Source organism: Novosphingobium sp. KACC 22771, assembly GCF_028736195.1.
Lineage (GTDB): Bacteria > Pseudomonadota > Alphaproteobacteria > Sphingomonadales > Sphingomonadaceae > Novosphingobium.
Genome location: NZ_CP117881.1, coordinates 1,351,256 through 1,372,630, shown reverse-complemented (window position 1 = coordinate 1,372,630; position 21,375 = coordinate 1,351,256). Strand labels below are relative to the sequence as shown.

The 21,375-nt window shown below is 62.8% G+C and carries 21 protein-coding genes; 10 read left to right on the top strand and 11 right to left on the bottom strand.

What is annotated here, in order from left to right; all coding sequences use genetic code 11:
• Position 1: 1 nt before the first annotated feature.
• From PQ467_RS06240 to PQ467_RS06225, 4 genes are read right to left on the bottom strand one after another with little or no spacing between them, the layout of a single operon-like run.
• The gene (locus tag PQ467_RS06240) at positions 2 to 325 is read right to left on the bottom strand and encodes an ArsR/SmtB family transcription factor (RefSeq protein WP_274175671.1); all 324 of its coding nucleotides are present in this window, start codon (positions 323 to 325) and stop codon (positions 2 to 4) included.
• Entirely contained in the window at positions 322 to 3,519 is a 3,198-nt protein-coding gene (locus PQ467_RS06235) for an efflux RND transporter permease subunit (RefSeq protein WP_274175670.1), read from the bottom strand. The genes PQ467_RS06240 and PQ467_RS06235 overlap by 4 nt, the downstream gene beginning before the upstream one ends.
• Positions 3,519 to 4,538 carry an efflux RND transporter periplasmic adaptor subunit gene (locus PQ467_RS06230; RefSeq protein ID WP_274175669.1) on the bottom strand — a complete coding sequence of 340 codons (1,020 nt, stop codon included), beginning with the start codon at positions 4,536 to 4,538 and terminating at the stop codon, positions 3,519 to 3,521. The genes PQ467_RS06235 and PQ467_RS06230 overlap by 1 nt, the downstream gene beginning before the upstream one ends.
• Before the next feature lie 43 nt (positions 4,539 to 4,581).
• The gene (locus PQ467_RS06225; RefSeq protein WP_274175668.1) at positions 4,582 to 4,920 is read right to left on the bottom strand and encodes a rhodanese-like domain-containing protein; all 339 of its coding nucleotides are present in this window, start codon (positions 4,918 to 4,920) and stop codon (positions 4,582 to 4,584) included.
• Positions 4,921 to 5,077: 157 nt separating this feature from the next.
• Here PQ467_RS06225 and PQ467_RS06220 point away from each other — a divergent pair, with 157 nt between their 5' ends.
• The 10 genes from PQ467_RS06220 (at position 5,078) to PQ467_RS06175 (ending at position 15,378) form a co-directional block, all read left to right on the top strand.
• On the top strand, positions 5,078 to 6,403 hold the full coding sequence (locus PQ467_RS06220) for an NAD(P)/FAD-dependent oxidoreductase (protein WP_274175667.1): 1,326 nt from the start codon (positions 5,078 to 5,080) through the stop codon (positions 6,401 to 6,403).
• Positions 6,403 to 6,606 (top strand): YgaP family membrane protein, encoded by a 204-nt coding sequence (locus PQ467_RS06215; protein ID WP_274175666.1) that lies wholly within the window; start codon positions 6,403 to 6,405, stop codon positions 6,604 to 6,606. Before PQ467_RS06220 ends, PQ467_RS06215 begins: the two co-directional genes overlap by 1 nt.
• An 11-nt stretch (positions 6,607 to 6,617) precedes the next feature.
• Entirely contained in the window at positions 6,618 to 7,883 is a 1,266-nt protein-coding gene (locus tag PQ467_RS06210; RefSeq protein ID WP_274175665.1) for a TolC family protein, read from the top strand.
• A 14-nt stretch (positions 7,884 to 7,897) separates the two neighbouring features.
• On the top strand, positions 7,898 to 8,242 hold the full coding sequence (locus PQ467_RS06205) for a carboxymuconolactone decarboxylase family protein (protein ID WP_274175664.1): 345 nt from the start codon (positions 7,898 to 7,900) through the stop codon (positions 8,240 to 8,242).
• Between the two features lie 173 nt (positions 8,243 to 8,415).
• Positions 8,416 to 10,590, top strand: coding sequence for a sensor domain-containing phosphodiesterase (locus tag PQ467_RS06200; RefSeq protein ID WP_274175663.1), 2,175 nt, complete (start codon positions 8,416 to 8,418; stop codon positions 10,588 to 10,590).
• Between the two features lie 146 nt (positions 10,591 to 10,736).
• Positions 10,737 to 12,731, top strand: coding sequence for an alpha/beta hydrolase family protein (locus PQ467_RS06195; protein WP_274175662.1), 1,995 nt, complete (start codon positions 10,737 to 10,739; stop codon positions 12,729 to 12,731).
• 99 nt (positions 12,732 to 12,830) lie between these two features.
• Positions 12,831 to 13,814: an MBL fold metallo-hydrolase gene (locus tag PQ467_RS06190; protein ID WP_274175661.1), complete on the top strand. Its 984-nt coding sequence runs from the start codon at positions 12,831 to 12,833 to the stop codon at positions 13,812 to 13,814.
• Positions 13,815 to 13,934: 120 nt separating this feature from the next.
• A complete protein-coding gene (locus PQ467_RS06185) occupies positions 13,935 to 14,618 on the top strand; it encodes a hypothetical protein (protein WP_274175660.1) in 684 nt (227 codons plus the stop codon).
• Positions 14,619 to 14,791: 173 nt separating this feature from the next.
• Positions 14,792 to 15,175: a hypothetical protein gene (locus PQ467_RS06180; RefSeq protein WP_274175659.1), complete on the top strand. Its 384-nt coding sequence runs from the start codon at positions 14,792 to 14,794 to the stop codon at positions 15,173 to 15,175.
• Positions 15,172 to 15,378 (top strand): hypothetical protein, encoded by a 207-nt coding sequence (locus tag PQ467_RS06175; protein ID WP_274175658.1) that lies wholly within the window; start codon positions 15,172 to 15,174, stop codon positions 15,376 to 15,378. Before PQ467_RS06180 ends, PQ467_RS06175 begins: the two co-directional genes overlap by 4 nt.
• Positions 15,379 to 16,094: 716 nt before the next feature.
• Here PQ467_RS06175 and PQ467_RS06170 read toward each other — a convergent pair.
• The 7 genes from PQ467_RS06170 to PQ467_RS06140 form a co-directional block, all read right to left on the bottom strand.
• The gene (locus PQ467_RS06170) at positions 16,095 to 16,262 is read right to left on the bottom strand and encodes a hypothetical protein (RefSeq protein WP_274175657.1); all 168 of its coding nucleotides are present in this window, start codon (positions 16,260 to 16,262) and stop codon (positions 16,095 to 16,097) included.
• Positions 16,263 to 16,451: 189 nt separating this feature from the next.
• Positions 16,452 to 17,354, bottom strand: coding sequence for an ArdC family protein (locus PQ467_RS06165; RefSeq protein WP_274175656.1), 903 nt, complete (start codon positions 17,352 to 17,354; stop codon positions 16,452 to 16,454).
• Positions 17,355 to 17,623: 269 nt separating this feature from the next.
• On the bottom strand, positions 17,624 to 18,133 hold the full coding sequence (locus tag PQ467_RS06160) for an RNA polymerase sigma factor (RefSeq protein WP_274175655.1): 510 nt from the start codon (positions 18,131 to 18,133) through the stop codon (positions 17,624 to 17,626).
• On the bottom strand, positions 18,130 to 18,624 hold the full coding sequence (locus PQ467_RS06155; RefSeq protein WP_274175654.1) for a hypothetical protein: 495 nt from the start codon (positions 18,622 to 18,624) through the stop codon (positions 18,130 to 18,132). The genes PQ467_RS06160 and PQ467_RS06155 overlap by 4 nt, the downstream gene beginning before the upstream one ends.
• 218 nt (positions 18,625 to 18,842) lie before the next feature.
• Positions 18,843 to 19,763, bottom strand: a complete 921-nt coding sequence (locus PQ467_RS06150) for a nucleotidyltransferase and HEPN domain-containing protein (protein ID WP_274175653.1) — start codon at positions 19,761 to 19,763, stop codon at positions 18,843 to 18,845.
• A gap of 177 nt (positions 19,764 to 19,940) precedes the next feature.
• Positions 19,941 to 20,699 carry a hypothetical protein gene (locus tag PQ467_RS06145; protein ID WP_274175652.1) on the bottom strand — a complete coding sequence of 253 codons (759 nt, stop codon included), beginning with the start codon at positions 20,697 to 20,699 and terminating at the stop codon, positions 19,941 to 19,943.
• Between the two features lie 53 nt (positions 20,700 to 20,752).
• Positions 20,753 to 20,938: a hypothetical protein gene (locus PQ467_RS06140; protein WP_274175651.1), complete on the bottom strand. Its 186-nt coding sequence runs from the start codon at positions 20,936 to 20,938 to the stop codon at positions 20,753 to 20,755.
• Positions 20,939 to 21,375 lie beyond the last annotated feature (437 nt).

The following is a 21,375-nucleotide window of genomic DNA, read 5'->3' as shown; positions in this document are numbered from 1 at the left end:
ATCAGCAATCCCCGGGGTGACCGCCCGCATCGCACAGGGCGCACATGGTATGGATGACGCCCGAGACCACGGGGTCCTTCAGGCTGTACCAGCGAACCTGCGCATCGATGCGCACGCTCACCACATCCTCGGCGCGCAGCATGGCCAGATGCTGCGACACCCCCGATTGCGACAGACCCGAGATCGCCACCAACTCGTTCACGCTGACCTCGCCTTCATCCATCCGGCACAGCATCAGCAGGCGTTCGGGATGGCTCATCACCTTGAGGCGGCCCGCCATATGGTTGGCGTTGGTTTTCAGTTCCGAAAGATCGGTGGGCTTCATGGCGCCTCTCCCGACGAGGTAATGCCATCATCGCGCAGCACGACATAGATCGCCGGGATCACCAGCAGCGTGAGCAGGGTGGATGATGCAAGGCCGAACAGCAGCGAGATGGCCAGCCCCTGAAAGATCGGATCGGTGAGGATCACGGATGCCCCGATCATCGCGGCGGCCGCGGTCAGAGCGATGGGTTTGACGCGAATGCGCCCCGCCTCGATCAACACCTGTCGCAAGGGCTTGCCCGGCGTGGCGGTGTGGCGGATGAAATCGACCAGCAGGATCGAATTGCGCACGATGATCCCCGCCAGCGCGATAAAACCGATCATCGAGGTGGCCGTAAAGGGCGCGCCAAACAGCATGTGTCCCGCGACAATCCCGATCAGCGTCAACGGCACGGGCGTCAGGATCACCAGCGGCAGTTTGAAGCTGCCGAATTGCCCCACCACCAGCACATAGATCGCCAGCAGCGCCACCATGAAGGCCCCGCCCATATCGCGGAATGTGACCCAGGTGATCTCCCATTCGCCATCCCACAGAATCGAGGGGTGGCTTTCGTCATCAGGCTGGCCGTGCATCAGGATCGTGGGCTTGATCAGCCCGTGGGCCTTCCAGTCATACGCCTCCACCGCTTTGTCCACCGCCATCAGCCCATAGATCGGCGCTTCATAGCGGCCCGCCATATCGGCCATCACCATCGTCGCGCCGCGTCCGTCGCGGCGGAATATCGCCTGCCCGCCCGGCTGCGCTTTGGCATCGACCAGTTCGCCAAGGCTGAGGAGTTGGCCCGCAGGCGTGGCGGCGACCGGCGTGGCCGCCAGCGCGCCCGACCAACTGCGCTGGGCCTGATCGAGGCCGATCTCCACCGGCAGCGGATCGCGGTCAGGCCCGCGCGGAATATAGTTCAGTGTCTGCTGCCCCAGCAACGCGCCCATGCTGTCGAGCACCTGCCCGGCGCCCACGCCGTAATGGTCAAGCTTTGCCCTATCCGGCACAAGGCGCAGAACCGGACGGGCCGCGCCAAAGGAATTGTCCGTATCGACAATGAAAGGCACGGACTTGAAGATCTGCTCCAGCACCAAAGCGGTTTTCTGGCGCGTGACCTCATCCGGCCCATAGACCTCGGCCAGCAGCGTGGCCAGCACCGGCGGCCCCGGCGGGGTTTCGACCACCTTGATGACGCCGCCCTTGGGCAGGGGCAGCGCCCGCAGCCTTTCGCGCAGGTCCACGGCAATGGCGTGGCTCGACCGGCTGCGCTCCCCCTTGGGCAACAGGCTGACCATCACATCGCCCATTTCGGGATCGGCACGCAGGAAGTAGTGGCGCACCAGCCCGTTGAAGTTGAAGGGCGCAGCCGTGCCCGCATAGGCTTCCATCGCGGTCACTTCCGGGATCTGGCGAGCGATGGCGCCGGCCTGTTCCAGAATGCGCGCGGTGGCCTCCAGCGAGGTGCCTTCGGGCAAGTCGGCCACCAGTTGCACCTCGCTCTTGTTGTCAAAGGGCAGCAGCTTGACCGTGACGGCCTTGAAATAGAACATCGAGCAGGCGACCAGCGTGGCCATCCCCACGCCCCACAGGAAACGCCTGGCACTGTCGCGCGTGGCGATCACGCGGGTGGCATAGTGGGCATAGAGTGCGCCCAGCTTGCCGCCATCCTCATGTCCACCATGCGCCAAGGCCTCGCGCGCAAAGCGGATCATCAGCCAGGGCGCGATCACCACTGCGACGAAGAAGCTGAACACCATGGCCGCGCTGGCGTTGATCGGGATCGGCGCCATATACGGCCCCATCAGACCCGACACGAACAGCATCGGCAGCAGCGCGGCCACCACCGTCAATGTCGCGATGATCGTGGGATTGCCGACCTCGGCCACAGCCTCGATGGCGGCCTGCTGGCGCGATCGGCCGTCCTTCATCCCCCAATGCCGGGCGATGTTCTCGATCATCACGATGGCGTCATCCACCAGAATGCCGATGGAAAAGATCAGCGCGAAGAGCGACACGCGATTGATCGAAAAGCCCATGATGCGGCTGGCAAACATGGTCAGCATGATCGTGGTGGGAATGACAATCGCCGTCACCCCCGCCTCGCGCCAGCCAATGGCGAAACCGATCAGGATGACGATGGAAACCGTGGCCAGAGCGAGGTGGAAAATCAGCTCATTGGCCTTCTCGTCGGCGCTCTCGCCATAATTGCGCGTGACGTTCACCGCGACGCTGGCCGGGATCAGGCCGCCCTTCAGCGCCTCGACCCGCGAGACCACGCCTTCGGATACGTTGACCGCATTGGCCCCGTTGCGCTTGGCAATGGCGATGGAAACGGCGGGCGCCATTTGCCATGCGCCGCCGTCCCGCGCCCAGCGCCAGCTATGTGCCTGATCCTGCGCCGCGCCTTGCTCAATGCGCGCCACATCGCCCAACAGCACCGGCGCGCCGCCCACCGAGCGCACCGTCAGCCGCCGCAGTTCATCCGCGCTAGCCAAGGGCGCGCCCGCGGTGACGGACAGCGCCGCACCATTCTCGCGCACCGAACCTGCCGGGAAGGAGCGCCCGCCCTGACGGATCGCCTCCATCACGCTGGACAAAGGCACCCGCGCCGCCGCCAAACGGGCGGGATCGGGGATCACACGGACCGCCTCGCGCTGGCCACCGGTGATGAAGGTCAGGCCCACATCATCGACCTTGGCCACCTCGCTGCGCAATTTGGTGGCCAGCGTGTAAAGGCTGCGCTCGTCCCAGCCCGCGCCCTTTGGGGTCAGGGTCAGCACCACGATCGGCACATCGGAAATGCCGCGCACCGTGATCTGGGGCGGCATGACGCCTGCGGGGATCTTGTCGATATTGGCCTTGATCTTTTCATCGACGCGCGTGGCGGCCGCCTCTGGGTCCTGCCCCACGTTAAAGCGGGCCGTCACCATCACGCCATGGTCCTGCGCCTGTGTATAGACATGCTCGACGCCGTCGATGCTCTTGACGATCTGCTCCAGCGGTTTGCCCGCCAGCTCCACACTATCCGCCGCCGAAAGGCCGGGCGCAGCCACGCGGATGTCAACCATCGGCACCTTGATCTGGGGCTCTTCCTCTCGCGGGATCGTGATCGTGGCGATCAGGCCGACAAGGATCGCCGCCAGCAGGAACAGCGGCGTCAGCGGCGAGGCGATGGTGGCGCGGGTGATCCGCCCGGAAATGCCAAGGTTCATCAAACGGCTCCAACCAGCACATCACCGGCATTGACGCCTGAGAGGATTTCCACGCTCTTGCCATCAGCCGCAGGCGCGGTCTGCACCGGCACCTGCATCACGCCGCCCGTTTTGCCCGCCACCTGCACATAGTCCAGCCCATAGCGGGTAACGACAAAGGCGCGGGGCACGATGATCCCGCGATGGGTTCCGGCCGCAAGCTGCGCGCTCAAACGCCGCCCGATCAGCCCGGCATCCAGCCCCGCGACGGCGACATCGGCGCTGACCTGCCCCGCCGTGACCGCCGGATAGATGCGCGTCACGCTGCCCTCATGGCTGAGGCCCTCAACCCGCACGCGCGCGCCGGGCCTGACCTTGGCCGCCAGCGCTTCGGGCAGATCGAGCCGCAGCACCACCGGCCCGGAAGTGACCACCGCGACCACCATGCCCGGCGCCACCGGCGAACCGGCGGGCACATCGGCGCGCAACACACGCCCCGTTGCGGGCGCAATCACCGCGCCATTGCCCGCGATGGCGCGAATGCCGGCCTGCTGGGCGCGGGCGGCCTGCGTCTGGGCGACAGCGGCCTGTGCGCCCGCTTCGGCCTGTTCCAGTCGCGCCTTGGCATAGACGCCATTGGCGGCAAGGAATTTCACGCGATCGAGTTCGGCTTTGGCCTGGGCTGCCTGCGCCTGCGCGGCGGCGGCCTGCGCGCCATAGGCGGCCGATTGATAGGCAAGCTGGTTGTCGGCAATGCGGCCCAGCACTTGCCCCTTGCGCACCATGTCGCCCGCGCGCACCGACAGGCTGGTCAGGATGCCGGGAATGCGCGCCAACACCTGCGCCTGATCCTGACTGGTTACCTCGGCCGAGACGCTCTGCCAATCGGGCGTATCGCTGGCGGTCACGGTCAGACGAGGCCCTTTGGCCGCCACGGTCGCCTCGCTCGCGGGCTTGTCCTGTCCGCAACCCTGCAGCGATAGCGCCAAACCCAGAAGCAGGATCCCGCCCCGCCCCTTCATGCCTTTATGCATTGTCATCTCCCGCAACCCCATCCTGACCGAAGCGCCCACACGCCGGGCGTCAGCGCTCGACCGGCAATCCGGCCTTGGCCCAGGCGCCAAATCCACCAGCCAGATGTGTATCGACGCGCGCCTGCGCGGCGGCGCATTTGTCGAGCGCCATCCCCGACCGTTTGCCGCCAAGGCAGGTCAGCACCAGTTGGCGCGCGCCGGGATCGGGCAGTTTGCCGGGTTGGAATGTGGACAGCGGCCGGTTGATCGAACCGGGAATATGCCCGCCCGCAAATTCGTCCGCCTCGCGCACATCGACAACCAGCGCCTGATTCGCCGCCACCATCGCGGCCAGTTCGCGGGGTTCGATTTCCCGATATTTTGCCGTTTTTCCAAATCCAAAGACCATGTTTCGCACTCCAATCCGGCCGGGCAAAAGGTCGCCCTAAAAACAGGTCTTGCTTATATTGTATTTCAGTCATATTAGTCAAGTGCGATTGAAGCTTTGTCGAGTCCCCCTTCCATCCGACGACGCCGGGACCGAACAGTTTTGGGAGAGCCATTCGATGTCCAAGCCTGCAAACGTCCTGCCCCGCATTCTCGTGCTGGGCGCCGGTCTTGGCGGCACGATTGCCGCCTATGAAATCCGCGACGCCACCAAGGGCCGCGCGCAGGTGATGGTGGTCTCGGACAGCGAGGATTACTGGTTCGTGCCGTCCAACCCCTGGGTGGCGGTGCGCTGGCGCGAGCCGGATGCGATCCGCGTTTCCCTTGCCCCGGTGATGGCCAAAAAGGGCATCGGATTTACCAGCGTCGGCGCCGCGCGGGTGCATCCGGCCGAAAACCGCGTCGAGCTGCGCGATGGCACATCCATGGACTATGACTGGCTGGTCATCGCCACCGGGCCGGAACTGGCCTTTGATGAAATCCCCGGTTTCGGGCCGGATGGCCATACGGTGTCGGTCTGCAAGACCGATCACGCCGCCCATGCCGCCGATGCCTTTGACGAGTTCTGCAAAAGCCTGCCGGCTTCTGGCCGGCGCCCCATCGTCGTGGGCGCCGCGCAGGGCGCCTCCTGCTTTGGCCCGGCCTATGAATTCGCGCTGATCCTGGACACCGAATTGCGCCGCCGCAAGATCCGCGATGCCGTGCCTATGACTTTCGTCACCAGCGAACCCTACATCGGCCACCTCGGCCTTGATGGCGTGGGCGATACCAAGGGCCTGCTGGAAAGCCAGTTGCGCGAGCGACACATCAAATGGATCACCAACGCCCGCGTCACCCATTTTGAGGATGGCATCGCCCATGTCGAGGAAGTGGGCGAAGATGGCGCGGTCAAGAAGGCCCACGACCTGCCCTTCGGCTTCTCGATGCTGCTGCCCGCCTTTCGCGGCATCAAGGCGGTGTTCGGCATCGAAGGGCTGACCAACCCGCGCGGCTTCATTTTGGCCGACAAGCACCAGCGCAACCCCACTTTCAGGAACATCTATTCACTCGGCGTCTGTGTCGCGATCCCGCCCATGGGGCCAACGCCGGTGCCGGTGGGCGTGCCCAAGACGGGCTTTATGATCGAAAGCATGGTGACGGCGGTGGCGCATAATATCGCGGCCGAACTGGACGGCCGCGAGCCCAACGAAGTGCCGAGTTGGAACGCGGTGTGCCTTGCCGATTTCGGCGATGGGGGCGTGGCCTTTGTGGCCCAGCCCCAGATCCCGCCGCGCAATGTCAATTGGTCGTCCCACGGCAAATGGGTCCATCTGGCCAAGGTCGGCTTCGAAAAATACTTTCTGAAAAAGGTCCGCTCGGGGGTCAGCGAGCCCTTCTACGAAAAGCTGGCCTTGCAGGTGCTGGGTATCAGCAAGCTGAAACAAACCACCAAGGAGGATGTGTGATGAGCCTTGATACTGCTGTGATGCGCTTTGCCGGCGCGGTTGTGTTGGGCAGCGCCCTGGCCGCCCATTTTGTGAACCCCTCGTGGATTTATCTCACCATGTTTGCCGGGGCCAACATGCTTCAGGCCAGCGTGACGGGCTTCTGCCCCGCCGCCATCCTGTTTCGCGCGCTGGGCGTAAAGCCGGGCTGCACGTTCAAATAAGGGGTGATGCGATGCGTCCCATGATCCTGCCCTTTGCTCTGTTGATGGCCTCGCCTGCTTGGGCGCAAGGGCAGGGCATGGGCGCCACCATCGCCGCCACCATCACCGATGCCTTGGCCCATGCCCCGGTTCTTGCCGAAGCGCAGGCGGGGCAGGCGCAGGCTCAGGCTCGGCTCGACGGCGCCAGGGCACAGGGCAATCCGATGCTGAGCGTTGAAGGGCAGATCGGCGCGGGGCGCATCGACAATGGCGGCTTCTTTGGCTTTACCGCGCGCAATGTCACCCCGCTGGCGCTGCGTGCCGGGGCCGAAATGCCGCTCTATGCCGGGGGCCGCGTGGCCGCCGCCATCGATCAGGCGCAGGGCGGGCAGGCGATGGCGGCGCTCGCCCTGGCCGATGCCCGCGCCCGCGTGACGGTGGGGGCGGTGGCCGCCCATGCCGAGGTTTTGGCCGCCCGCCGGATCGAGGCCCGTTTTCAGCAATTGACCGCGGAATTGGCCGAGGTGGAACGGCAGGCCCGCTTGCGCTTCCAGTCCGGCGAAATTCCCGCCTCCGACCTGGCCGCCGCCACCGCCCGCCGCGCCGAGGGTGAGGCCGGGTTTGCCGGTGCGCAGGGCCGCCGCATCACCGCCGAGGCGCATTATGCCCGCCTGACCGGCCATGAAGCGGGCGCGCTCGCCCCCCTGCCCGCCCTGCCCGCCACGCCGCCCAGTCTGGACGAGGCGCTCGACAGCGCCCATCGCGGCAATCCCGCGCTGGCGCAGGCCGAAAAGGGCATCGATATCGCGCGCGCCGGTGTGCGCGGCGCAAAGGCCGAAAGCATGCCCACCATCGGCGCCTTTGCCGAGGCGACCCGCACCCGCGACCAGTTCTTTCCCGATTACCGCGCCGATGCGATGGCGGTGGGCATTCGTGGCCGCTGGACGCTGTTTGCCGGGGGCCGCACCGCCGCCAAAATCCACGAAGCCGACGCCACGCTCGATGCCAGTGAGGCGCGGGCCCGCGATGCCCGCGACCAGATCGATGCCGCCGTCATCGCCGCATGGACGGGCCTTAAAACCGCCCACCGCATGGTTGAGGCCAGCGCCGCCCGCTCTGCCGCCGCCGCCGAGGCGCTGCGCAGCGTGCAGTTGGAGGCCAAGGTGGGGGCCAAGCCGACGCTGGCCGTGCTGGACGCCGAACGCGAGGCCACCGCAGCGGACGCGGCCGCCATCGAGGCCGAGGGACAGCGCATGATCGCCGCATGGCAGCTCAATGCGCTGACGGGCCAAATCTGAAAAGGAGAAGGAATATGCACAAGGACTGGCCGCAGATGGCCAAGGAACTGTCGGGCGCGATCAAGGAAGTGCGCCTTGGCGCGCCCGATGTGATGAAGAACTTTTCCGCCATGGCCAGCGCCGCCACGGCCAACGGTGCGCTGGACAGCAAGACCAAGGAATTGATCGCGCTGGGCATTGCGGTGGCGATTCGCTGCGATGGCTGCGTGGCCTTTCACGCGCAGGCCGCCGTCAAACATGGCGCGACCCGCGAGGAAGTGATGGATGCCATGGGTCTTGCCATTTACATGGGGGCCGGGCCCAGCCTGATGTATGCGGCGCAGGCGGTGGAAGCCTTCGACCAGTTTGCGAAAGAATAGCAGGCAGCGCGCCGGCGCGATGATATTCCCGGCGCGCGCAAAAAGGCTTCATGCGCACAAACAAGGATTTAGATACTTGTACCTAGGCCCCTTGGTCCAAGTGGATTCATGTAGATTTAACCAGATGATGAGAAAGAGGGAACAAGGCGTTTCTAACTTTACGGAGACATTGAGTGACATCGCCCGTCTCCGAAGAACATCGGCTTGGCACAATCCATTCCTATGAACTGTTCGGCAGCGCGCCCGAACCGGACTATGACCAGTTTACCGAACTGGGCGCCCATCTCTTCGGCGTATCGGTGTGCCTCGTCTCGCTGATCGGCGAGCATGAGCAATGGCTGAAATCGCATTACGGGCTGGGGCAGGACCGCAGCTCCCGCAGCTTGCCGTTCTGCGCCCATATGCCGATGATGGGCGAGACGCTGGTGGTGCTGGACGCCCTGCAGGACGCCCGGTTCCGCAACAATCCGCATGTGACCGGCGAGCCGCATATCCGGTTTTACGCCGGGTGTCCGTTGCTGGACGAGCAAGGCGTCCATCTTGGCACCTTCTGCATCATCGACACAGAACCGCGGGAAACCTTTACCGATCGCGAGCGCGACCTACTGTCGCATCTGGCCAGAATGGTGGTTGCCCGGATGCGGATCAATCGGGCCTCGCGCGCCGGGATCGCTCTGGGCGGCTTTGCCAACTCGACGTCGATGGCGCTGATTACCGCCACCGTCGAAGGCAGGATCACGTTCTGGAACAAGGCGGCCGAGCACACATTCGGCCACGCGGCCGAGGATATGATCGGACGCTCGCTCGACATCATCATTCCGCCCCGGTTTCGCGATCAGCATAACCATGGCTTGAAACGCATCGCGGCGGGCGGGCCCGTCAATCTGTCGGGCAAAACGGTCGAGGTGATGGCCATCAAAGCCGACGGAACCGAATTTCCCATCGAGATCACGATTTCGTCCTGGCCCGGCCTGCGCGGCATGGAGATCGGCGCCCAGATTCAGGACATCAGCGCGCGCCGAGAGCGAGAAACCCGGCTTCAGCATCTTGCGCATCACGATGTGCTGACCGGCCTGCGCAACCGGGCGGGCTTTATCGAAAGCGTTGTCGATTGCCTGAAGCAGAAAGGCGTCGCCACCCTGCTTGCGCTGGATCTGGACGGGTTCAAGTCGATCAATGACAGCTTTGGCCATTCGACCGGCGATGCCCTGCTTCAGGCCATTGCCATCCGGTTGGCCTCGGCGATCAGCGGCGACGGCGTGCTGGCCCGCATCGGGGGCGATGAATTTGCCCTGCTGCTGCCGGGGCGCGACGATCCGATCGGCGCGCGCGCGCAGGCAGAGCAGATCATCGAAGCCTTTTCCCAGCCCTTCAAGATCGCCGGACATCTCCTGCATGTCGGAACCGGCATTGGCTTTTCCCTGGCGCCGCTCCACGCCACCGATGCCGAAGAACTGTTCCTGAGGGCCGACCTTGCCCTGCTTGCCGCCAAGAGAGAGGGTGGGCGCAGGATCCGCCTGTTCGACGCCGGCATGGCCAACCAGCTCGCGGCCCAGCGCGCCTTCAGGACCGAATTGCGCCAGGCGACCGAGCGCGGCGAATGGGAACTGCATTATCAGCCGCAGATAAGACTGAGCGATGGCGCGCTGATCGGTGCCGAGGCCTTGCTGCGCTGGCGCCACCCCACGCGCGGTTTGATCCTTCCCTCGGTTTTCCTGCCCGTGCTGGAAACGCATCGGACAGCCTTTGCGGTGGGAAGCTGGATCATTGACGAGGCATGCGCGCAATTGGTCCGCTGGCGCGCCGCGGGCGTGGCGCTGCCCCGGATCAGCGTCAACCTGTTCGCGGCCCAGTTCACATCCGGCAATCTGGCGCAGATCGTCAATGAGACGCTGGCCCGACACGGGCTGCAACCCACCGATCTGGAACTGGAGATCACCGAAACCATCGCGCTGCGGGCCGATGAGCAGACCATCACCAGCCTCAATCACCTGCGCATGGCGGGAATGGGCATTGCGCTGGACGATTTCGGCACCGGCTTTGCTTCGCTGAGCACTTTGAAACAGATGCAGGTCACGCGGCTGAAGATCGACAAGAGCTTTGTGGAGGATATCGGCAGCGCCCCCCATAGTGCCGCCATCGTCAGCGCCATTATCTCGCTGGCCGACAGCCTCAAGCTTGAGATCATTGCCGAGGGCATCGAGACCCCCGAACAGCGCGACATGCTGCTGCAACTGGGCTGCTGGGCGGGGCAAGGCTATATGTTTGGCCGACCAGCGGCGGCAGAAGAACACACAATCGCGCAAACCTTGTCCGCGCAGGGCAATGTTTCGCAATCAGCCGCCTGATGCGCCCGCCCAATGCCGCCCGCGAATGTCCACAAGGGTTTGGAAATTTAGCATAACTTTTCTTGAAATTTCGCGCTCCAGATTGACTTGCCTGCCGCATTGGCTGACTAATTGTTCGATGGCATGGATGCAGAGCGCTTAACCACATGACTTTTGCAAAATTTCTGACCGCCGGCGCATCGGCGGTCTTCACCTGTTCCCTGGCCGCGACAGCCTCGGCGCAAAGCGATGATCTGGCCTCCAAATTCGGCGCCATCGATTATGTCCGCCATGCCAGCCTCTCGCCCGACGGCCAGCATCTTGCCTTTATCACGCCCAACAATCCGGGCGCGGCCGTGGCGGTCATCGATTTCGACAAGGTGGGCGCCAATCCGCGCATCCTGACGGCTATCACCAATCCCAAGGAGCGCCTGCTCGGCTGTCTGTGGCCCACCAATACAAGGCTCCTGTGCCGGGTGGCGGTGAGCCAGCCGACCGTGAACGGGATCGTCGGCTTTACCCGCATGTTTGCCCTCAACACCGATGGCAGCGGGGCCCAGATGATCAGCGCCCCCACCTCGCGGCGGGCGATGGGTTTGATGCAGGACGGCGGGCGCCTGCTCGACTGGAATGTGCCCGAAAACCCCGGCGCGGTGCTGATGACCCGGCAATATGTGCCCGAAGACCCCTCAAGCACGTTGCTGGCCAAGGATCTGAAGGGCCTCGGTGTGGAGGCTGTCGACACGCTGACGCTCAAGCGCGTCAAGGTCGAGCAGCCGCGCGTCGATGCCTACAGCTATCTCAGCGATGGGCAGGGCCATGTGCGCATCATGGGGCTCAAGAATGAAAATTCGCGCGGCTATACCGACAGCAAGCTTGAATATCGCTATCGGCGCAAGGATTCCAAAGCATGGGAAGTGCTCGGAACCCTCGACACGCTGGCCACCAAAGGGGCCGGATTCGAGCCCGTCGCGGTCGATCCCAAAAGCGATCGCGTGTTCGGCTTTGAAGAGAAAAACGGCTTTCGCACGCTTTATGCCATCGCGCTGGATGGCAGCATGAAGCGCGAAATGATCCTTGGGCGCGATGATGTCGATATTGACGAATTGATCACCATCGGGCGCAGCGCGCGGGTGGTGGGGGCCAGCTATGCCACCGAAAAGCGCAGCGCGCAGTATTTTGACCCCGAACTGGTCAAACTGGCGGCCGGACTGGGCAAGGCGCTGCCGGGTTCCCCCTCCATCAGTTTTGCCGATGCCAGTCAGGACGAGGCCCGCCTTTTGGTGATCGCCTCGGGCGACACCAATCCGGGGATGGTCTATCTCCTCGAAAAAGCGGGCAACCGCTTGTCCGAAGTGATGCCCGTGCGTCCGGAACTGGAGGGGCTGACGCTCTCCCCCATGAAGCCGGTGACCTATCAGGCGGCGGACGGCACGGCCATTCCGGCCTATCTGACGCTGCCTGCGGGCGATCCGGCCAAAGGTCTGCCGACGATTGTCATGCCCCATGGTGGCCCCTCGGCGCGCGATGAATGGGGCTTTGACTGGTTGGTGCAGTTTTTCGCCGCGCGCGGCTATGCCGTGCTTCAGCCCAATTATCGCGGGTCAAGCGGCTATGGCGCGGACTGGTATGCGCATAATGGCTTTCAGTCCTGGAAAACGGCGGTGGGCGACGTCAATGATGCGGGCCGCTGGCTGGTCAAACAGGGCATCGCCGCGCCGGGCAAGATGGCGATCATGGGCTGGTCCTATGGCGGCTATGCTGCGTTGCAATCACAGGTGCTCGACCCGAACCTCTACAAGGCGGTGGTGGCGGTGGCGCCCGTGACCGATCTTGGCGAGTTGAAACGCGAGGCGGAGTTTTTCTCCAATTTTGAAAATGTTTCGCAATTTGTGGGCAGCGGTCCCCATGTCGCTGACGGTTCACCGGCGCGCCATGCCGAGGCCTTTCGCGCGCCGGTCCTGCTGTTTCATGGCGATCTTGATGCCAATGTCGGCGTGGACGAATCACGCCTGATGAAGGGCCGCCTTGCCTCGGCGGGCAAGAATGTGACCTATGTCGAATTTCCCGGCCTTGACCACAGTCTGGACGATGCCACGGCCCGCACCCGGCTTTTGCGCGAAAGTGACGCATTCTTCAGAAAAGCATTCGGGATGCCGTGACAGGCGGATCGCGGCAGCCCCACGCAAGGTTGACAGCCGCTGTGCAGACGGCGCGTGCGGTCCAATGCTCTCCTTCCCCCAATATCGAGAACAGGCCGCATGCCCAAACGCAATCCCTATTACAACGGCCCGCTCTCGGATCACTTTGACGGCCTGCGCTTTCTCAATCCGGCCGGAGAACCGGAAACCGACCGCAGCCTGAGCGATGTGCTGCGCTGGCGGCGCAACATTCCTAACAACCCCTGGCCTGCGGCGGTGCCGGTCGTGCCGGTGCGTCCGGCGCCGCGTGCCGAGGGCGTGCGGATCACCATGGTCGGGCATGCCACACTGCTGATCCAGATCGCGGGGCTGAACATCCTGACCGATCCGGTCTGGTCCCGGCGCGCGAGCCCGCTGTCTTTTGCCGGGCCGCGCCGGGTCAATGCGCCGGGCATCGCGCTGGCCGATCTGCCGCGGATCGATGCCGTGCTGCTCTCGCACAACCATTATGACCACCTCGACATGGCGACTTTGCGCTGGCTTCATCGCCGGCATGATCCGTTGATCATCACCCCGCTGGGCAATGACACGATCATCCGAAGGCGTATCCCGGCGGCCCGGCTGGCGCCGCTCGATTGGGGAGAGAGCGCGCCGATCGCCCCGGACGCACAGGCCCATGTCGTGCCCGCGCTGCATTGGTCATCGCGCCGCCCGCGAGACCGCCGCATGGCGCTGTGGGGAGGCTTCATGCTGCGCGCGGCGGGGCGGCTGATCTATTTTGCGGGCGATACCGGCTATGGCACCGGGGCGATTTTCACGCGGCTGCGTGAGGAATTCGGGCCGGTCGATATCGCGCTGCTGCCCATCGGCGCCTATGATCCGCGCTGGTTCATGGCCGCGCAGCACACCAATCCGGCCGAGGCGGTTGCCATCATGCAGCATCTGGATGCCAAACTGGCATTGGGCATCCATTGGGGCACCTTCAAGCTGACCGACGAGGCGCGCGAGGACCCTTTGCGCCAATTGGCCGAGGCCTTGAGCGCGCAGGGCATCGATCCGCAGCGCTTCATCGCGATGCACCCTGCGCAGGTGGTCGAGGCGTGATGGCGCCGCCCCGGACAGGCGAATTTATCCGATAGCTGGAGCCTTGGCACAGACACCGGCGATTTTCCGCCATGGTGATGATGTCCTGCCGTTTCATCCCCCAAGGCGGAGTCCATCACCATGCCCTCACCCTATCGCCACTATGCAGGCAAAATTGCCTATCTGAATGGCGCAGGCCGCGAATGGGGGCGCGAGACGTTCTCCGCCTCGGTTCATGCGCATGGGCGATCGCTGCGCGCGGTCTGCGAAATGGATGAGGCGCAACTGCTGCGCGAAGTGAGTTGGTCCGTGACATCGGACTGGCGCCCGCGCGATGGTTTTGTGCGCAATGTGCGCGATGGGCAAACCATTGGCACCTGCTGGTATTCGGTGGCGGGCAATTCGGTCGAATGTCAGGGGATCACCGAGGAGGAGGGGCGCATTGCCCGGCGCATCGAGACAGATCGCACGGTGGATTTTCTGGGCATGCACCCGCTGGCGGGCGATGCCATCACCGCCATGGTGCGCGGAACGGACCAGCCCGGCCAAGGCGTGACCCTGCTGTGCGCCGCCAATTCAACGGCCCATCTGGGCGATGAGGGCCTCTCGGTCCTGCTGGTCGAACCGGTCGTCACCTTTATCGCCCCCGAACAGATTACCGTCGGCGCGGGCACATTTGACGCGCTGCATTACACGATCCGCTGGAGCGACCATGTGCCGCATCTGACCGATTTCTGGATCGACCCGGTGGACTGCCTTCCGCTGCTCACCGTGCTGCCCGCCATTGGCGAGCGCTATGAGCTGGTGGAACTGACCCGCCCATAAAGCCATCTCGGCCGCGCCGGGATCCATAGCCACGTTGCGCTCTGAAAAGCCTATGTTCGAAATTCTCGAACATATCCTTCAAATTTAATCGGCTGTTTAGGAGGTCTGATTTTCGCCATTGTCGCCTCGTCACGCAGGATAACCGCACTCTCCTGGCGTAGAGGAGCACGCACATGGCCTATTTGGATCTCTCACAGGGTTTCCCCTCCCCATCCCCTTATGCGCTACAAACGCAGGCCATCCCGGCACTTACCAGGCTGGAGCGGCTGACCATCCACATCGCCCGCAACGATGGGATCGACAGCCTGACGCAACCCGAGCGTGGCAATCGCTTCACCCGCTGGCTGTTCAGGGCCGATCAGCCCAATCCGCTGGCCGATCCGCGACTGGAGGCCTTGCGACGCTATGCGGTGCTGCTGCGCCTTCGCGCAGACGCCATGCCCGCTGATGAAACCCGCCGTTTGCTCGACGCCGGCTTTGCCGCCGTCGCGCTGCCCGAAATCCACCGGCTCGTTCTGGATGCAGGCGGCGCTGCTGATGGAGGTTTGGCGTCATGACCTGGTTGCCCGTGGTCCTCACCCTGCTGGGTTTCAACCCGATGCAGAGCGCACAAATCACCGCCACAATCGATGCCATCCACGCCGCGGGCCTTGGCTCCCTGCGTCGGCGCCAAGGCGCAGTGACGGCGCTGCGCCGCTCACCTCTCTCCATGCGCCATTTGGGCATCGAGCGCGAGCGGACGGACGCCGCGCAGGTGTGAATGGAGGCTATGCGGCCTGACCGACGAAGAGATTGGCCCGACCATTGGTTGGACGGCCAAACGGATCAGCGAAATTCGCAGCCGATACGTCGATGAAGCACATGTCATTGTGTCGATGGTGGAGCGCCTCAGCGCCTAACGGTTTACAGAGTTTGTAAACCGGCCCTGTTTTGCAGGGACCGTGATGGACCTAAGTTATTGTTTTTATGGTAGGAGGAGGGACTGCAATAGAGCATTTGAAATATTTGAATTTTTTCTAAAAATCCAGTTCGGACCTCAGTCGGGGCCCCAAAAAGGGCCCCAAAAATTCTGGCCTGAAAAAGCACTCGAACCGCCGCCATTCAGCGTGGTGAGGTAACGAACGGGCAGTACAGTTGATATCTGCCACGTTGTGGCGCAGAGGTCAAATGAAGTCGCGCTGCCATTTCGTTGATGACCTCATTCAGCGGCAGCTAGGACGCCACTTTCACCGTGTCAGGGGTCGTCAGTTGGCGCAGATCTTGTCTGGCACCAACCCCAAGCGTTAACGCGTAAACGGCGAGCAGCGACTTTAGGTTGTAAACTTTGATCCGCGCGCGCTGCCTTTTTTGGAAGGCCAAGGGCTGCTTCACCGAGATCATGACCTATCGGACGCGGTTGCACATGCCGGTGAGCTGTGCCCAGGAAATCTTGGCGAACCGGGCGGCGGAAACTTTGCTAAAACGACCAGATACCGATCACCACTGGCCGCCTGCCTTGGCGATTTCGTCCAGGAGAACTTGCTTGGAAGGCGTGCGCCGCGTGCCCTCGTTACGGGGCACATCGACCGAACACACGACAAGGCGTCGCTCGGCAATGCGCTTGCCAAGCATAGCGAGGCTGGTCGCCTCACGCTTCGTCTTCAAGGTCTTGAACGCCATAGGTCTGAGCCGTTTTTCGCGAGTCCTTCGCTCGATATAATGGAGATCAAGGCCTTCAGAAAGAAGGAATAATGCTTTGGTCTATCCAAGAGTGTCATGGGCGCCCCCGAAACATAGCTGCGGGATCACATGAAATGGTCGCCCCGCTTACGGGGCGACATCATCCATCGCCAGTTAGGCCGCCTTCCTCACCTTATCCGGACTGGCCAACTGATGCAGATAGGCCACGGCGCGCTCGGCATGCGCGGCGGCCTGCACGATGGCGCGGGTGTCGTTTTGCAATACCGTGATCCAGCTCGCGATGTAGCTGGCATGATCCGGACGCGGCTCGATGGCCAGCCCAAGATCGGCGGCAAGGAAGGCCGCGCCCAATTCCGCCACTAACTCCTCTCGGGCATACCCTTCATCGCCCCACTTCTCGCGCCCAAATGAACGATCAAGGCGGCTCTCGTGGCGAGTCCAATGGACGGTCTCATGCCCCCTCGTGGCATAATACCCATGGACATCATGAAAGGCTGCGAAGGGCGGAAGCTGAATGCGGTCGGCTGACGGCATATAATAAGCCCGGTCGCCGCCATGGTGTACAGTGGCCGGGATGCTGGCAAAGAAGGCTTCGGCGGCGGAGATCCGCTCGGCCTCCGGCGCTGGCTCCGGAACTTGGTTGTAACGCTCGGGCAAGCCATCAATCTGCGCCACGTTGAACACGGTGTAGGTTTTCAGGAAACGAAAGGCTTGTCCCCGATCCTCGCCGCTCGCCTCGTCATGCACGGCCTTGCTGCTGTCGCCATAATAGACGACGGTGGCGCCATGCTCGCCCTTGCGCACCTGCGCGCCCAAGGCCTGGGCTTGCTTGTAGGTCATCCATGACGGGCTGACAAAGCCCGAGGCCTGCGCCTCGATCCACAACAGCAGAACGTTGATCCCGCGATAGGTCTCGCCGCTGGCGCGCAGAGGCCGGGTCTGTCCCGATGCCGCAAGATCGCCACCGCTCCAGGGCTTCAGCCAAGGACGGGTGCCTTGCTCCAGCTCAGTAAGAATGCGGTCGGTGATGCGGCTATGGGGGTCTTGCCTGATCATTGTCGTTACTCCCTTCCAATCCGCGCAGCGGGTCATGCCGCGCATGACCCCTGCCGACCCGGCGAGGGGCGGAGAGAGTGGGGGCAAGGTCCGGTGCCGGGGGTGGTGCGGGCGCAGCGTAGCGAGCCACGGCCCCAAAGCGGCACCTTGCTGGGAGAGAGAGGTAGGGCCTCTTTCTCCCTCGAAACACGAATATCGCGCGCCGTTGGCGGCGCCCCATGCCGGGCGGTGCCAGCCGCCCTTTGCGGGCTAACGTCCGGTCAAAGGCCTCAGTCCGATCTGGAGGCGGCATTCTTGCACTGCGTCACAGCCCGCATCATGTGATAGGCCACGCTCTGCTCACCGATACCGACCTGTTTCGCGATCTGGCGCTGAGTCATGCCGGTCAGCCGGTGCATCAGGAAGATACGCCGCGTTCTGCGAGGCATGGCCAGCAGCGATCGCCGATAAATCCGCCGCGCATCCGTTTCCTCGATTCTCCATGTTTGCTCTGGTGGTAAGGGCGCATCGCGTTCGTCATCGAAGGGGAAGAGAACGCTTTGCTCCCTCCGCTTTTTCCCCCAGCGCTCAATCAGCAGATTTTGGGCGCAGCGGCTCAAATAGGCGGATGGGTTTTCCACCCGCTCAAGGGCTCCGCTACGCAGCAAGCGCGTGAACATCTCCTGCAACAGGTCGGGGGCTTCCTCGCGGCCTACCCTCGTTCTGAAATAGCGCAGCAGCCGCCCCTGTTCGGCGCGGTAGAGGCGCTGAAGCGTGTCGCTTCTTTCCGAGGCCGTCATGACCGTGCCTCCCCATGCCTGTCCGCAGGGAGCGGTGCGTCGCGCGAAGCACGATAGAGCGTGATGCCCGCCTCAATCCGGTCGAGGATGAAGGTGTCGCGCTCGGCTCTTGCGATGCGGATGTCGGCCTTGGAGTAGACTTCCAGATCGACCGCGCAGCGGTCACCGCTCTCGCGCTGGATGATGTCGCGGGCGCGGGTCCAGCAGCATTCTTCCTTGAATGCAGGGTGATTTACGATGACCCAGAACTCGTAGTCGGAAAAGCTGATCGTGCGCTCGTCCTCATACCATGAGCGCCGAGCATAGGGGCCGATCAGGATGATGCGCGTGATCTGCCCCGGATCGGGTGCCAGCACCTGTCCCGGATCGAAGAGGCTCCGCAGAATGCGGGTGATCCACTCGATTTCATGCTGCTTGCGGCGGATGAGATGCCCGACGCGCGCCATCACCACTTCACGCGCGTAGATGTCGCCTGTCCTGAATGCTGTCATGGTAAGCTCGCACACCAGCGGTCCGCGCGTTGAGGCGCGGATGTGCAAGCGATGTTCTCTGCGTACCGCCGATGCGGTTTACAGCAACTGCCCGACCGTGATGGCCGAACCTACATGATGCCTGGCAGGTTTAACCCGGAGATGGCCGCCAGTCCTTCCATCTCGTGGCGGAGATTATGCCAGAATCGCAGAGGTCCGGCAAGTTACCCGGAGCGGTGCTATGAACGGGCGGCAACTTCTAGGGCGGCGATCCGTTCGGAACACACCTGGTGCACGACGCGGCCCAGTTCCTCGACCCGCTCGCCCAGCCAGGTCAGCTCTTCCTCGCCGATTTTGTAATGTTTTGAATAGCGAGCCTTCGTATATGCCTCTTTCAGCTTCTGGAACATGGCGCGTTCGCGGTGCGTGGCTTCCGGCCAGATGCCGTAAAGGCGGCGGTCCAGTCCTTCGGCCAGCGACCGGAGGAACGCGATGTTGTGGTTATGGGGCGCGTAAAAAGTCAGTGTGAGTAACAGGCCAGAATAGAGGCGTTCGGTCGCTTGGTGCAGCATGAAGGCTGCATCCCGATGCTCGTGCTGCGAAAGGAAAAACAGGAAGCCCTTTTGCGCACTGGCGGCTTGCGACATCCACTCGTCGAAATACTCCCTCGCGGCGTCCAATGCCTGCTGCGGTGTTTTCGGCTTCGGCGTCGTCAGTTCCCGGTCGTCCGCCTCGTAGAGGGCGATCCCGTCCTTGGCGACCTCCATGAAGAACACCCGGCCATGCGCCAACCCATCGTTCACCTCATGTAGCGAGTGGACGATAAAATTGACCGGCGTCCTCAGGGTCTTTTCCATGGTGTAGGCGCGGATCAGCCGCTCCTCGGCCTTCATCCAATAGGCGGCCCGGTCGGTCAGCTCTTTCTGGCTGACGATGACCAGAATGTCGTAATCCGATTTGTACTGATTGGCCGACAACGGCGCATCGACCCAATCGCCGCGCGCATGGCTACCGAATAGGATGACCTTCAGGATCTGCGCCCCCTTGCGGGGCCCAGTGGCATTTTCCGTCGCCTGGCGGAACTCGTCGAAAATCACCTCGACGATGCGCTCAAGCTCTCGCTGCTTCGTGGCAGGCAGGTGGTCGAGGTCGGTGCGCATGGGGAGGATTCTTTCGCCATTCTCCGACGCTTGGCAAGCAATATCGCGGAATGGCTCGGCATGTGTCTGGCTCACTTTTCGCGAAAGCGCCCATCCGGATATAACCGCCCGCCAAACATTGGTCGTGCTGACGTTAGGCCAGTTGGCCTAAATTTCTTTACAGCGGGGCGATGGTGGTTAGGTCCGCTTAGAGCTGACGGCACTGAGCAAGCGATCTGCCAGCCGCGCCCAGGCTGTCCTTTTTGTCGCAATGGTTTGGCGCATGGAAGCCAATGAGTTCGCTCTCCAGCGTTCATCAAGGCGCTCATCATTCTGGAAGTTATCGAGAATTGCCGCAGGGTCATTTGCCATCACCTTGTGCGCCTTCCGGCCATTTGGGTCCGAGACGAGGTAATCCTTGAGGGCCTGAAGGACGCCGATGACATGCTTGAGATGGCCGCCATCGAGCATTTCGGAAAGATATTCACGCAGGACGATCGGCGATGCCTCCAGCTGGCGCCGTGCCAGATCGTCGTTTCGTCCAAGCTCGATCACGTTGGCGAGGCGACTCTGTAAGCAATGGAACGGATGCATGATAGGGATGCGCAACTCCCCCACCCCATCGGCTCGCCGAACAGTCAGTCGCAACTCGACGGCTTGCCCTTTCAGGCTTTGCGTCTTGACCCCCTTCACATTCCACAGGAAATCGACTTCGATCATGCGGCCATCCACGACAGCGCGCACGATCGCGGTCTGAGGCGTGTGGTCATCGGCATCGGGTATCAGCAATTCGCCATGCAAGGCTTCCGCTAGTTTTTCAGCGGCCTGCCGATAACCGAAATAATCAATATCTTTAGAGGTATAAGGCCCGTAAGCAGCCAGGCCTTCAACTTTGTTGTAATGCTCGGCCCAGAGATTGAGCGCCTGACCACCGACGATAAAGGCACCATCGTCCAACTGAAGGATTTGCGCCAGATCGTAGACGGTTTCCGCAGGCAGCGGCGCCTCGGTCAGGAGAAGACCTCTTTGCAGGCGATCGAGGAGTCGATAACCTCAAGCGACGAGAGAAAACCATTGCTGACACGCAGTTGATCAGGCGAAACCTGTCCGCTCTGCAAGGCAGCAGCATCCAAGGCGCGCTGGCGCTCCTTTTCCTGCTGGCGTTGTGCCGGATCGTAGAGGCGGATTTTGAGCATGGTTTCTCCGGGTTCAAATATATGCCAGCCCCCCTTACCAGTCAATGAAGAGCTGGAAATGAGCGTTTTCGGTCCACAAGCTCCGATCGCGTGGCATGCTCCGGAAAATCTAGAGCCTCTCCGAGTACCGCCCATAATATCCTGATATACCTCGAAAACTGGCTCTTCACGCATCTCTCGGATTTGTCCAGCCAGAGATCGATAGCCGATACAACTCACTGAGCGGCCTCGTGTTGTGCCAAAAGATTTATAAGCTCTCAAGCCTTTGACAGTCCAACTGCGATTAGACGCCCGACCGTGAGGCTTAATGGGAATTCCCGCGCGACGCCTGAGGCGACAAGTTTTGCTAGGAGCAGACACGCGTCCTTTGTCCATCCGGCGCGGCAGAACAACAGACTGGGGCCGCTTTGATACGCGTACTCATAGAAAGCTGCATT

What these genes read in the sequence shown, in the direction of transcription:
- PQ467_RS06240 (WP_274175671.1), bottom strand. Translation starts at nt 325, where the DNA reads ATGAAGCCCACCGATCTTTCGGAACTGAAAACCAACGCCAACCATATG.
- PQ467_RS06235 (WP_274175670.1), bottom strand. Translation starts at nt 3,519, where the DNA reads ATGAACCTTGGCATTTCCGGGCGGATCACCCGCGCCACCATCGCCTCG.
- PQ467_RS06230 (WP_274175669.1), bottom strand. Translation starts at nt 4,538, where the DNA reads ATGACAATGCATAAAGGCATGAAGGGGCGGGGCGGGATCCTGCTTCTG.
- PQ467_RS06225 (WP_274175668.1), bottom strand. Translation starts at nt 4,920, where the DNA reads ATGGTCTTTGGATTTGGAAAAACGGCAAAATATCGGGAAATCGAACCC.
- PQ467_RS06220 (WP_274175667.1), top strand. Translation starts at nt 5,078, where the DNA reads ATGTCCAAGCCTGCAAACGTCCTGCCCCGCATTCTCGTGCTGGGCGCC.
- PQ467_RS06215 (WP_274175666.1), top strand. Translation starts at nt 6,403, where the DNA reads ATGAGCCTTGATACTGCTGTGATGCGCTTTGCCGGCGCGGTTGTGTTG.
- PQ467_RS06210 (WP_274175665.1), top strand. Translation starts at nt 6,618, where the DNA reads ATGCGTCCCATGATCCTGCCCTTTGCTCTGTTGATGGCCTCGCCTGCT.
- PQ467_RS06205 (WP_274175664.1), top strand. Translation starts at nt 7,898, where the DNA reads ATGCACAAGGACTGGCCGCAGATGGCCAAGGAACTGTCGGGCGCGATC.
- PQ467_RS06195 (WP_274175662.1), top strand. Translation starts at nt 10,737, where the DNA reads ATGACTTTTGCAAAATTTCTGACCGCCGGCGCATCGGCGGTCTTCACC.
- PQ467_RS06190 (WP_274175661.1), top strand. Translation starts at nt 12,831, where the DNA reads ATGCCCAAACGCAATCCCTATTACAACGGCCCGCTCTCGGATCACTTT.
- PQ467_RS06185 (WP_274175660.1), top strand. Translation starts at nt 13,935, where the DNA reads ATGCCCTCACCCTATCGCCACTATGCAGGCAAAATTGCCTATCTGAAT.
- PQ467_RS06180 (WP_274175659.1), top strand. Translation starts at nt 14,792, where the DNA reads ATGGCCTATTTGGATCTCTCACAGGGTTTCCCCTCCCCATCCCCTTAT.
- PQ467_RS06175 (WP_274175658.1), top strand. Translation starts at nt 15,172, where the DNA reads ATGACCTGGTTGCCCGTGGTCCTCACCCTGCTGGGTTTCAACCCGATG.
- PQ467_RS06165 (WP_274175656.1), bottom strand. Translation starts at nt 17,354, where the DNA reads ATGATCAGGCAAGACCCCCATAGCCGCATCACCGACCGCATTCTTACT.
- PQ467_RS06160 (WP_274175655.1), bottom strand. Translation starts at nt 18,133, where the DNA reads ATGACGGCCTCGGAAAGAAGCGACACGCTTCAGCGCCTCTACCGCGCC.
- PQ467_RS06155 (WP_274175654.1), bottom strand. Translation starts at nt 18,624, where the DNA reads ATGACAGCATTCAGGACAGGCGACATCTACGCGCGTGAAGTGGTGATG.
- PQ467_RS06150 (WP_274175653.1), bottom strand. Translation starts at nt 19,763, where the DNA reads ATGCGCACCGACCTCGACCACCTGCCTGCCACGAAGCAGCGAGAGCTT.
- PQ467_RS06140 (WP_274175651.1), bottom strand. Translation starts at nt 20,938, where the DNA reads ATGCTCAAAATCCGCCTCTACGATCCGGCACAACGCCAGCAGGAAAAG.